This window comes from Clostridium septicum (assembly GCF_003606265.1).
Classification (GTDB): domain Bacteria; phylum Bacillota; class Clostridia; order Clostridiales; family Clostridiaceae; genus Clostridium; species Clostridium septicum.
Genome location: NZ_CP023671.1, coordinates 2688106 through 2702304, shown reverse-complemented (window position 1 = coordinate 2702304; position 14199 = coordinate 2688106). Strand labels below are relative to the sequence as shown.

Here is a 14199-nt window from a genome sequence, read left to right as displayed (position 1 = left end):
TATATAAACTATTAAATTTTCAGGAAACATAGGTATTACTTACATTAAAGCATTATATGTTATCTCAAAATATATAAATTTTTGGATAAATGCTATAACATCAAAATATAAACTTTTTCCTAATTAAAAATAACCCAAGTAGCAATATTAATTAAACTACCCGGGTTATTTGTTTTTATTATTCTCTTTTGATAATTAATCTAATATTTTCAATCTCTATTATTTTCTATTTCTTTTTTTATTTAATGCTACTCCTCCAAGTAAAGCTATTAATCCACTTAGTAATGTTCCTCCAACTATTGGTGATCCAGCTTGTGGTAACTTACCTCCATCTATATTTCCATTATTAGAAGATCCACTATTATTGTTACTTGAATTTGAACCTGCATTTGCAACTAAGGAATTTTTAGAAATTCTTAGTTCTTCTAAAGCTGAATCTACCTCTTCTTGTGTAGCTTCTTTATTAGCTAATACTTTCTTAGCTTTTTCTAATGCTTTTCTTACTTTATTTGCACTATTAACTGTGTATTTAGATAAATCTATACTTTCAACTTCTTTAACCAATTCTTCAAGTAAAGACTTATCTGGTATTAATCTTAAATCTAGATATGCTTTTAATAATTCATTATATGCCCTATCTACATCTTCTTGATTAACATTTTCATTAACTAATATTGTCTTTGCAGCTTCAAGCTTTTCTTCAAATCCTTTCCATGTTGATGGAATATATTTTGAAGAATCTATATCCTTTACTTTATCAACTAATCCTTGAAGTTGTGCCTTATCTACAGTTACTTCTGGTTCTTGTCCCTTTTCTTCTAAGTTTCCAATTTCTGTTTCTATAGCCTCTTTAGCAATATTTACTTGCTCTTGTGTTGCAGATTCATTTGCCATTACTTTTTCTGCTAAATCTACTGCTTCTTTTAAATTATTTATTGATGCTTCAGTATATTTATCTTTTTCATTTTCAATTATATTCTTAGCATTTTCAATTGCAGTTAATAAATCCCCTTTATTAACTCCTTCTTTTATATTAATTGTTGCTGTTGAATTCTTAGTTGATTCTTCAACCCCTTCCCCATTAGCTACTTTACCATTTATTAATTCAAATGCTACATTTTCTCCACTAGAATTTGCTGTAAATGTTAACTTAGCAATATCCTTAGAATTTTCTAATTGAACTCCAAGACCAGCTACTATCACCCTAACTTTTCCGTCTTTAGCCTTAGCTGAAACTAAATACTTAGCAGGGTCTATTGATGTTGCTTTTTTAAAATCTACTTTTGTTTCATCATAATCAACTTCAAATTCCATAGCATACATATTTTCTTTTATATCACTTAAATTAACATTAAGATCAAAATCATTTCCAACTGTTATTTCTTCAGGTACAACCATATTAATTCCAGTTTGTTCTTGCTCTGGAACTTCTGGTTTTTCTAGAGTAGCAACTTTATGAATAGTAAATTCAGCCGCTGAGCCAAAATTAGCAGCTCCTTCATTAACAACTATCTTAACATATCTAGCTTCTACTTCATCAAATTTAGCATATTTGTTAGACATATTATTTTCCCAAGTTGATGTATTTACCTTAGTGTAATCATCTTCTGCATTAGCCTTTACAAATATCTCACAATTTGTAACTCTTCCATTTTCATTACCATCTTGTCTTGGAATATAAGTTATTTTATCTATAGTTTGAACTTCCTTCATATCAACTTCTATAGTTGCTGGTAATGGTTGAACTGGACTATAGTTTGTATGCCATCTAGTTTCTAAATTATTATCAAATGCTAGATATGCAGGACCTTCTACTTCACCTACAAGGGCATTTTCATTATCAGATGTAACTGTGAAATTACTTGAATCAACTATTGTTTCATCTTGAGGTAATTGACTTCCTAAAACTATTCCATCAATTAATCCTTTAAATGAATTTGTAGTACTTCCTATACGTTCAAATGGAATAAGTAAAGTTGCAACTGGCCTATTACCTAAAGTGTCAACTAATTCATTATTTACATATAACATAGTTCTTTCATTTTGGCTTGCAATTGTTAAATGTACCCACTCATCATTTGGTAAAGTATAGTTAAATGAGAAATTATCTCTTTCTCTTGTAAATCCAACTTTACCATTAGAATTAACTGCTTTTATAGCATAATTATCAAATTTTGATGGTGATTCAAATAAAATTTGTTCTCCTTCTGGTGCATTTCCATCCTTCTTAACCCAGAATGAAATTGAATTTGGAAGTCCAACCCTTTTAATAGGTGTTTCTACATAGCTTTCTCCACCATTAAGTTTTAATGCTTTTCCTTTCTTTCCTGCTTCAAAAGAAACATTATTCTTAGAAATTGAATTATGGTTATTTCCTGACTTATCCAATATTTCTTTTTCTTCAAAATCATATTCTACATAGCTAGGAGTTGCTGACTCTACAGTATAGTATGGATTAGTATTTGGAGCTGTACCTGTAATTGATGATAATTCGTTTAACTGTGCAAAAGTCTTATCTTCTCCATCTCCCCACATTTTTTCTGCTAAAGCTGGAAGTGGTTTATAGAAACGATCAAAAACATCATATTCTGAAATCTTTTGGCTTCTCTTATCTATTGAGTCATTCCATATTGCATAAGCAGCACCTAGCATTTGATCATCACCAGCTGGAATGTACTTTCCACCAATTGTGTTAGGTTCCCAATTATTATAAAGATGTTGTGCATTTAAATAGTTAGCATAATATCCTGCTGCTGGTACTATATAAAGATCTGAATCAAGAGTATTTATTAAGTCATATCCTGCTTCAAACATTTCAGCTGGATTAGCCCAATCTCTTGACCAAAGATTTATTTGCACACCTTCTGATCTAACAGGAGTTTCTCCTCTTAACCAACTTAAGCCTCCCCACATACGAACTGTTCTACCTGTATCTTGAATATGACCTAACATAGAATCAGTAAATGCTCTATATTGTTCTGCATTTGCTTCATATTCATCAGTACCTACATGAACGGTAGTTTTTCCATCAAATACTGGATTTTCTCCTTCCATATACTCATTAAATAGAGTTTTAACAAATTCTAAAGATTGTGGATTTCCCAAATCTAAATGATCTAAAACTGGTCTATTAGTTATTCTTGGATTCCAACCTTCTAATGCTAAATTTTTAAATACTTTCGTAAATGCTAAAGCATGGGCTGGAGTATCTATTTCTGGAACGATATTTATACCTAGCTCTCTTGATTCTTTAATAAATTCTCTAAATTCATCCTTAGTATAAAATAGGTCTGTAGATGTTATACCTTCACCTCGTTCATTTCTAAGACTAGATTCTAATCTAAATGCAGAATATGCATCATAAGCATCTTCTATATTAGACTTGTCTGAATTTATATAGTCTTCTAAGAATATATAATTATCATTTAAGTGAACTTGTAAGTCATTTAACTTATACCAAGCCATATTTTCTGCAAGCTCTTTAAGTGAAGATAATTCATAAGACTTTCTTGCAACATCTAGCATAAAGCCTCTTACCTTGTATTTTGGATAATCTCTAACAACACCTTGTGGCAATGTAGTTTGATTTTGCTTTAATATTTGTAAAATAGATCTAGTTGCATAAAAAATACCCTGTGCTGATTTTCCTTCAATTTTAACAGAATCATCTATAGTTATTAAGTTACCTTCACTGCAAAGTCCATCATCTGCTGTATCTAATGTTAGGAAGAAGCTATTTGCTACTGCTTCTGTTCCTTCTTCTACTGTAATTTCTTTATTTAAAATATTCTTATAGTCACTTGCAAATTTATTTGCTGTTTTCATTAATTCATTACTATAAGCACTATCTATAATTATCTTTGTATTATTTGAAACTTCAAAATTTCCTTCTGTTCCATGCCATTCAGCTAATTCTGGAATAACTTTTGGTTTTTCATTACCAGTATTACTTTCATACTTACCTGGAACTACTATATTTAATGGTGAAGTAGTTCTTTCTTCTTCTCCTTTTTTAACCCTAAAATTCACTTCAACATTTGTATTAACTAAAGGTTCATATATAGTTCCATCTGCTCCTATAATTTGCTCATAGTCAGCTCCAACAAATTCAATCTCAAAACCTTCTGGAACTTCTGGCATTGGCATTTTTTTATCACCTTTATTTATTACAGGAGCTGATATACTATTTATAACCTCATCAATAGTATAGCTTGGCTCTACTAATTCCCCTGAATACACTTCTAATTCAAATACTGATACTGTATTCCAAGTTACATCTGCGTCATTTCCATTAGTGTCTCTTTTTGTAGCTGTTTGGGAATAACCTGAAATAGATAAACGAATATAACGAGCATTTTCACTATTATCTAGTGGAATAACTTGTCTATATTCAGTTGGTGAATTAGTAAATTCTTTAATAGCTCTCCAATTAGTATCATCATTACTAACTTCAATTATATAATTAGTTGCATTTTTTCTTTCCCAATCAATTACTATTTCATTAAAATTTTTAACCTCACCTAAATCAATCTTTAACCATTTTTTATTTTCTTCAGTAGGTGATGTTGTGTTACTAGCCCATCTAGATTGCCCTGTAGCTTTTTGATAATCTACTACTCCATCAATAGCTTTTCCTGCTGATAAATCTGATGTTTCATTATCTGATGATGTTGCTATAACTCCTGGTTCTAATGCAATATTTTTCTTTACTAAATTAGTCTCTGCTTTTACAAAAGTAAAAGAATTGGTAATAACCATGGCACTTAAAAACATTACCCATAATTTCTTATTTCTTCTAATCATTTTTTATCCCCCTTAAAATACCTTGCTTATTTGCTATTTATTTAGATAACTTTATGCACCGTCAAATTCCTCCCTGTCTTTAAACGTTAAATAAAAACTATCTAATATAAATTGTCTTAAATATATTTTTATGTATTAATAGTAATTATTTTACATAATAATTTTACCATCTTCAATTATAATTGTAAACCTTTAACGAATAGTAAAAATATCTTTATTATTTTTTCTTTTATATTAAAAACAAGTAAAGTTTTATTTATGCATAATACAGAAATCAGACTTTACTTGTTTAAATTATATAAAAATATTTTTAATTATCTACTTACAATTGTATAACTATTTTTAGCATTTAATGATACCGTATTTAAATAGGTTTCACCTGTTTTATTAAAATGTACAGCATATGTTATACCATTATTACTTCCATCTCTTACCCCTTGAACTTGAATAACAGCCTTGTCTGGTACACTTATTTTTATCGGCTTATGTCTAATAGAAAATGGACCTCCTTGAGCTACTCCATCTATAAAAACTTGAACATAGTCATTATCTTCTACTTTTGAAAAATTCCATATTGATATTTCTAAATTTCCATATCCATTTGCAACTTCTATAGATTCATCCTTTGCATCTAACTTTAATGCTTCTTTACTTAAAATATCTCCTGCATTTACATTTTCTAAATACCCTGATGTTAAATTATCTCTATATGCCTCATTGACTTTTTTATGAAATATTCCTACTGCAACTACTAATACTAAGCAAATTATCCCTATAGAAGTTCTAAATCTTTTCATTGAAGGAGTTATATAATCATCTTTTTCTTCTTTTTCTTCTTTTTCTTCATCAAATCTTTTATATGAATTTTCCTCTTTAGGTTCACTTACTTTATTTACCTGTATATCTTCATTTTTAGATTCAACCATTTTATCTAAATTTATCTCTTCCTCTTCTTTTTCACTATTAACTCTAACATCATTTAACTCTTCAAAATCAGTTAATTCATTTTCTCTAAATTTTTTCATATCGTCCTCCACTAATTAAGCTCTTCATTATAATTTTGCATTTTTTCTGTACTTTCTAACATGATTTTTGAAAGAGGTTTTTTTCTATAATATATTGAAGCAAAAACTCTCCAAAGTATAAGTGATGCTATAAATGATGCTATACCAAAAATCTTTCTCCCTGGTGTTAATGTTATATAGCTCCAGTTTAATAGTTCTGCTCCTACTCCTATAAATATACCTGCTATTACTAAATATTTAAGAGCTTCAAATAATGATGGAAAAACTTTATATATTCTTCTTAATGCTCTAAATCTTAAAGAAAAATACATTATAATAGACATTGCTAGAATCATTGAAATATACTCTGTTGAAACAGTATATCCTGTACTTATTATCTTAAAAGCTTCTACTATTGTAAAAACAGGTAAAAATATTGCTATAAGGACTAATAATGGCATACATACTACTCCGTAAGCTACTGTTATTATATTACTTATTATTTTAGATATAAATTTCATTTTATCACCTCTTTTTACACATTAACTTTAGATACATCACATGCTTCAATTGTAACAAGATACTCTTTAGTTAAATTGCTAATTCCATTAAGTCTTACTGCTTGATTTCTTACTGATTTTTCAAATATATTTCTAACATATCTACCATTTCCAAAATCAGAAACCTTGCAAGCTTCTTTAAATATATCTCTCATCTTTAATCTAGCTTCTTCAGTTATTACATATCTTTTACTCTTAAATAACTTATCTGCAATAGTTAATAAATCATCAACTGAATAATCTTTAAATTCTACTATATTGGCAAATCTAGATTTTAATCCTGGATTAGTATCTAAGAACTTGTCCATATCATCACTATATCCAGCTAATATAACTAATAAATTTTCTCTATTATCATCCATTCCTTTTACTAATGTATCTATAGCTTCTTTTCCAAAACCACTACCACTTTCTGCATCTTGAGCTAATGCATAAGCTTCATCTATAAATAAGATACCTCCCATAGCAGCATTTACTTTGTTCATAGTTTTTTGAGCAGTTTCTCCTACATATTGACCTACTAAATCATTTCTAGAAACTTCAATTAAATGACCACTAGATAAATATCCTAGAGCTTTTAAGTATTTTGCCATTATTCTAGCCATTGTAGTTTTACCAGTTCCAGGATTACCTGTAAATATCATATGCAATGATAGTTTAGCACCCTTAGCCCCTTGGCTTTTTCTTATATTTTGTACTTTAATATTATCTTCTAATTTCTTTATAAATTCTTTTACACTGCTTAATCCAATTATGCTTTCAAGTTCTTTATTTAACTCATCTAAACTATCTGATTCATTATTTTGTATTACAGAAGATAATTCTATAGCTTCTAATTGACTAACTAATACTAAGGAATCATTACTTACTTTTAATTCATATACACAATCTCTTTTTATTTTACCTATTAGTTCTAATTCAACTAATGGAGCATATATGTTATTTTCAATATAACTACCTAATCCATGTGCTCCTACTGTATTATCAAAATCTTCAATTACATAATCTAATACTTCATTATTGAAATTTATAAATATATGTAAATTATCATTTATCTTTGTTTTATAATCATTTAATATATACTTACATATTATAGTTAAATTCTCTTTATTTAACTTTTCTGTACTTATAATATCATGTACTTTTTTCATAAAATCATTTGAAAATTTACTTCTTATACTCTCTTCATTTTCTTCAGTTATAAATACTAAATACTTTCCATTTACTAATATTTCATCAGTAGTATTTAAAGTAAGATTACCTTTGCCTGTAACATATACCATTTGTCCTAATTGATCCATATATCTTCTATTTAACTTAAGCTTTTCATCTATTACAAGTTTGCTAAGAAGGTCTAAAGCAACTTGATGACATTTTTCAAAGTTATCAAATACGATAACTTGTTCACTTGAATAAAGCGCACTATAAATATCTGTCAAAAGTAAATTCTCTGCATCTTTTTCTAGCTTGTACTTAGATAAATCTATTGAATGTACTCCATTTTTCTTTATTATCTTTTCTTCTCTTAAAAACTTAGTTATTGCTTTTACTGATAAATGTTTACCTGATCCTTTAGGTCCTGTTATGAATATAGTATTATTTACTCCATCATGCTTTCCATATACAAAAGGTCTTCTAAATGCTATACATAATTTAGATAAATAATCCTTTTGACCAAGTATATATTCTGAAAGCATTTCTTCTACTTTATTAAAAGCATTATCAAAATCTTGCTTATTTGTCTTACTATTCAAATTCATATTATTATATACTTCATTACTATTTGCTTTATTACTTTCTGCAGCAATGTTTTTAGGATTAATCTTTATATTTTCCGCTGATTCTGTAGCTCAATTAATTACATTTACCACAGTAGAATTAGCTTTTTTACTTACATTCCTCTTAGTATTTGTAATAGTATTATTTAATACTTTCTTATTCTTCTTAAAAGGTTCTTTATTTATTACTCCATTTTCCTTTATATGATCTATTACTTAAATTTCTGGAAATAAAATTCTAATTAGCTTTGACGTTGGTAATGAGTCACCATTTATTTTAGACTTTGCCACTTAACTTCCCCCTCAATTTTTCTTCCTTAAAAGTCATATAATTACAAGTATATTTTAGCATATTTTTTAATTATATTATATTTTTAAATATTAAAACAAATAATTAATACATAATTCCAATTTAATGTAGCTCTTTTTTTATAATTTATATATTAAAACTTAAAAATTTTATATATCTAATTAAACACATTATAATTTAGTGTATCTAAATAAATATAAATGATTATAATAACATTTAGTTAAAAATAAAACACATTGAAATATTTTCAATGTGTTTCAATGTGTTTCTATATATTTTATTGGCGTATGTAATTAAATTATTATTTATTTTCAATCTTTTCTCTTCTTCCAACTAAAGTCCAGTATAATAAAAATGCTACTGCAGAAATAACTGCTAATACAAGTAGTACATTACTATATTGTATAGATAGTGAATTCTCAAAAAGACCAGTAATATTCTTTCCTAAAGGCTTAATTTCCATTAGTAATGCTACGTATGTTATACCAATTGATGCAGCCATACTTAAACAGAAATTATAAAAACCAATAGCAGTTCCTGATTTTTCTTCAGGTATTGTTTTTATTAAGGTATCAATCATAGGTGCATACATTAACGCAAATGAAATAGAGAATAATACCATTATAAATATAAATACATATACTGATGTTTCTATAAAGAAGGTTCCTAAAAGAAGACTTATTATTATCCCTATTATAGCTAGTTCAATACATTGCTTATTTCCGATTTTCTTAGAAATTTTACCAGATGTTGCTCCTACAATAGCTGCTAAGATATAAGATGGAAGTAAAATTAGCGAAACTTGATCTAATCTATAATTATATATATTTTCAATTAAAAATGGGAACATAAATATAAATGCAAGTTGAACACTATATATAACAAAAGCCACTGCTAATATTGATATAAAGTTTCTATTTGTAAAAAATTTAATGCTAATAAAAGCTTTTTTATTTTTACTTATGTATGTAATAAATAATACAAGCATAATTAGAAATGCTACTAAATACATCCATTTAAACTCTGAAACAAAAAGCATTAATAATGCTGCTACTGATGAAACTAATATAAATCCTATAAAATCTACATTTCCACCTTTAGTTTCATCTTTAGGAATATACTTTAAAATAAAAGGTAATATTAATAAAGTTAATAGTGGAACTAAAAATAGTACTTGCCAACGTAAATATGTTGCTACATATCCACCTGTAATAGTACCAATTACTTGTGATAAAGCATAACTACTTGTACTAAATCCTAGGTATTTCTTTTTTTCGTTATCTTTAAAATATTTTGCAACAAATATTACATATAACGTTTCTGCACTTCCTAATCCTGCTGATTGAATTATTCTTGAAATAACTATCATCAAAAATGATTTTTGAAAAATAAATCCTAATAACGATCCAATACATATTAACAAAATTCCTATTGCTAATAAATTTCTAACACTTATTGAATCTGATAATGAAGCATATACAATTGCTCCGATACCAATAACTAATCCAGCTAAAGTTACTTGCCAACTAACTGCCGTAGCTGATAAATTAAACGTACTTGCTAAATCTGGTGAAATAATTTTAAATGAATTATCTATAACTAGTGCAAAAATCATTAAACCTAATACCGCAGGTACTGCTTTTTTTATTTTTACCTCTTCAATCTCTTTTTCTGTATTAAATGAAATTTCCATGTTGTGTACCTCTCTTATTTTTTTTCATTTGTACCTCCTTAATAATCGTTTACGAAGTAATAATTATACACTTATTTCCCCTTTGTAAACTTGTTCATTTTTTATAGTATATTTTAGACAAGTTAATATTAGCATATTTCACCCCCAATTACAACACCTATGAAATCGTTTATTTTACTTGCTTTAAGCTTTTTTTATACAAATTAAAAAACTTTTTTATTTTCTAACTTGTCTAAATTAATTTTATCTATAAAAAAATAACTTCTGATTTGATTTAAAGAAATGAAAATATATGATATACTATTGCTTAACTATAGTATAAATTTATAACGATAAGTAAGGTGGTAGAATGAAATTCGCTTCAGATAACCCTAAAGCTTCAAAAAAATTACTATATACACTTGTATATGATAAATTATATAAAATGATTATTAATGGTGAATATCCTATAAATTCAAAATTACCATCTGAGCCACAATTAGCAAAAATGTTTGGTGTTAGTCGAATGACTTTACGTCAAGCACTATCATTATTGCAAGATGATGGTTTAGTAAAAAATATACATGGTAAGGGGAACTTTATAACTTCTCCTGAAAAGTGTAATAAAAAAGATTTTTTAGAATTAATAGGTAATCCAATATATAAATGTCACAATGAACCTATTACTGATGTTGAGTTATACTTTCGTTTAGACTTAGAAAGTGAACATACGAAACAAGTTTTGGAAAGGTCTTCAGCCGCTGTGGTTGCATGTGAACGTTATTATAAATCTAATAATAAAATCATAGCTTATGCTTTTACCTTTATATCCATTGAAACAATACTTGAAATGAATATTGATTTAAATAACAAAGATGAAGTGTTAGACTTTCTTGAAAATAAATCCTATGAAGTATCCACTAGCTCAATGCTAGAAATAAAACGCTCAACTGCTGGTAATACTGCTCACCCCAAGTATAAACTTGTAGGTGGTGAACAATGCGACTTAATTTTGGAAACGTTATATATAAATGATTATTCACCTCCAATACTATTTAATAAATACTATATTCCTTGTCAATATAGTACCTTTAGAATAAAAGCAACGAAAAAATAATAATCTATATTATAAAAAAGATGATTTCAACATATATATTGAAATCATCTTTTTTATATAAAATTCCTCAGTAATTAAGTATTAATCTCATTAATCAATATCTTTATTTTATTATAAATCTCTTAATTAATAACTTCTGCTTAATTCAACTTTATATTAAACTCTTTATTAATCACTATTTAATTAAGTATTTTAAATTTTATGATATTAAAAATCGTTTTTTACAATTAATATTTTTATATATACAAATTTATTTTAATTATATATATAACAATATAATTTTATCATATTACTAATTAATTACTTTATATACTAAAAAAATTATAATATGCTTTAAAAATCAATAAAAATTCAATTGAAAATGATTATCATTCGTGTTATTATTTAAATGAAATTTAATTTTTTAATAACATTTTACTATTTATCCACTAAATAACATTTTGTTAATAATTTTAATATTATAAATAGGAGTGATTATATGGGAAATTCAAGTAAATTTAATAAAAGGATAAGTGCTATTATAACTGCAAGTTTAATTATAGGTGGATCCCCACAAATTGTACTTGCTGATACAAATGCTCTTAACCCAATGGATATATCCATGGAGAGCAGTAATTTGGATGCTACAGCAAAATGGATTAATATAACTACATTACCTAAAATTGAATCATCAGAATTAGGAAAGTTTTATGGAGATTATGATAAATATAGAATTAAATTTCCTAACACAACAAAAGGCGAATTTGAACCTTTCAAAAAATACGTAAAAGCTATAAATGATACAAATAACGTAACAGTAAACGGAATTAAATACGATAATACAAATCTTGTAAATGAAAAAAATACTTATCAAATGGGATTATTAGGACTTGATCTCAATCCAAGTGGGTTTACAAAAGAAATAAATACAATTCTTGTTAAAGCTACTGGGTACAACGACATGGAACTAATAATAAAAAAAGATGGTACCTTTATAAGTGAGCGAGAAATAAATTCAAATGAATCATTTATAGATGATAAAGATGTTAAAAAAGGTATATTACCTAAAGTAGAAAATGTTGAATACAATAAATTCTATACAGATTTTATGAAATGTAGAATTACTTTTAACTCTAGTACAGATGCTGAATGGAATTCTGTAAAAGACTATAGAAATTCTATAAGCTCTAAAAGTGACATAACTGTAAATGAAGTTAAATATAATAATGCACATGATGTAAATGAAGAAAATACTTTTAACTTTTCTTTAATGGGTCTTGAACTTAACCCAAGTGCATTTAAAGATGGTTTAAATACAGTGGTTATCAAAACTAATGGATATGATGATATGACTATAAAAATAAATAAAGATGGAGAAACCATGAGCTTAGCTAATCCAGCATCTGAACCTGTAGATACTTCAAAACCTGAAGCCCCTACTGTTGTAGATGATACAGAAAAAACTAGTGAAGATTCTCAACAATGGAAAGCTATAACCTCATTACCTAAAATAACCAACACAAGATATGGAGAAATTTACGGAAGAATCGAGTACGAAATAAGTCTTGAACAAAATGATGAATTAAATGACTATATAAAAGCAGCTGATCCTGAGAATCCCAAAACTAAACTTGCTGAAGTAACTGTAAATGGAGTTAGATATTATGATAACTTTAATTTTGGAATAAATGAGTATCATTTAAGCTATATGGGAGGATTAGAGTTAAATGATGCCTCCTTTACAAAAGATATAAATACTATAATCATCAAAGTTGATGGATATAATGATATGAGAATAAAAATAAAGAAAGACGGAACATTAATAAGCCAAGAAGAAGCTCCTTCATTAACTGCAACAACGGAAAAAATTAGAATTTCTAATATCAAAAAAAATATATATGCACTAGCTGGTAAACCAATTAATTTAATGGAAAATGTATCTGCTTCTGCAACAGGTAGAGAAAATGTAGATTTAACTAATGAAATAAAAATTGATACAGGCGATTTAGATACTGAAAACCCTAAAGAAGGAACTTATGAAGTAACTTACTCTGTAACTTATAATGGTCAAACTGAAACTAAAAAAAGAAAAGTAATTGTTTCTAATGCTACTATATCAACTGATAACCTTGAAGACGGAGTTTATACAATAGGATTTAAAGCATATAGAGCTGATATTCCTGAAAACGAATCAATGTTAACTGATTTCTTTGATGAAAAAGTAAAAGTTACAGTTAAAGACGGTAAAATTACCTTAACAATGTTAAACACTCTTTATGCTTACAGCATCCTAGATTTTTGTATAAAAAGTGATGATAAATATATAAGTGCAAAACGAGAGTTTGTAGGAGAGAAAAATAAGATTGGTGAATATCAAATGCAAACATGTGAAATTCCAATATCAGATTTAACTTCAGATCATATGGGATGTGTACTTGTAGGTATGATGGGAGGTAAAATAAGTGATATAGGAAACTACTCTGAATACAAAGAAGTTAGATTTGTATTTGACAAAAAATGTTCAAAAGGTTGGAGAGGCTTTGATACAAAAGTTAATCTTCCTGTGGAATCTGACACTAAACTTGATGTTAAATCTGAAGTAAATCCTAATATTGAATCTGATACGAAGGTAGATGTAAAACCAGATATTGAATCTGATGTAAACCCTAATTCAGTATCTAACACAAAATCTGATATAAAATCTGAAGAAAAATTAGACAATAAACTTGAACAAACTAAATTAACACAAAAACAAATTAATAATAAAGCTTTACCTCAAACTGGTTCAGCTTTTAATGGTAGCTTTTTATCAATACTAGGATCTATTATGGCAAGTTTAGGTGTTTTCTTCATAAAGAATAAAAAATATTAAAATGCTATAAACTTTAAAAATAATATTATACTCCTTTATAAAAATATCTTAACATAAAAGATAATATAAAATAGTCTGTGTAAACTACTAAAATGATATACTTA

7 protein-coding genes are annotated in these 14199 nt (G+C 27.1%); 2 read left to right on the top strand and 5 right to left on the bottom strand.

The features are described 5' to 3' along the window. Positions 1-219: 219 nt before the first annotated feature. The 5 genes from CP523_RS12410 to CP523_RS12390 form a co-directional block, all read right to left on the bottom strand. Positions 220-4803, bottom strand: a complete 4584-nt coding sequence (locus tag CP523_RS12410; RefSeq protein ID WP_120140916.1) for a discoidin domain-containing protein — start codon at positions 4801-4803, stop codon at positions 220-222. Positions 4804-5117: 314 nt separating this feature from the next. Beyond that, positions 5118-5828 (bottom strand): hypothetical protein, encoded by a 711-nt coding sequence (locus CP523_RS12405; protein ID WP_066675350.1) that lies wholly within the window; start codon positions 5826-5828, stop codon positions 5118-5120. A gap of 11 nt (positions 5829-5839) precedes the next feature. Continuing rightward, on the bottom strand, positions 5840-6328 hold the full coding sequence (locus tag CP523_RS12400) for a hypothetical protein (protein WP_066675351.1): 489 nt from the start codon (positions 6326-6328) through the stop codon (positions 5840-5842). Positions 6329-6342: 14 nt separating this feature from the next. After that, a complete protein-coding gene (locus tag CP523_RS12395; protein ID WP_066675353.1) occupies positions 6343-8127 on the bottom strand; it encodes an AAA family ATPase in 1785 nt (594 codons plus the stop codon). A gap of 629 nt (positions 8128-8756) precedes the next feature. Further along, on the bottom strand, positions 8757-10148 hold the full coding sequence (locus CP523_RS12390; protein ID WP_066675355.1) for an MFS transporter: 1392 nt from the start codon (positions 10146-10148) through the stop codon (positions 8757-8759). A gap of 349 nt (positions 10149-10497) precedes the next feature. Between CP523_RS12390 and CP523_RS12385 the strand changes: the two genes are divergently transcribed. Together CP523_RS12385 and CP523_RS12380 are read left to right on the top strand one after the other, a co-directional pair. Next, positions 10498-11244, top strand: a complete 747-nt coding sequence (locus tag CP523_RS12385) for a GntR family transcriptional regulator (RefSeq protein WP_066675357.1) — start codon at positions 10498-10500, stop codon at positions 11242-11244. Positions 11245-11722: 478 nt separating this feature from the next. Beyond that, positions 11723-14095, top strand: a complete 2373-nt coding sequence (locus CP523_RS12380) for a hemoblobin-interacting domain-containing protein (protein WP_066675359.1) — start codon at positions 11723-11725, stop codon at positions 14093-14095. Positions 14096-14199 lie beyond the last annotated feature (104 nt).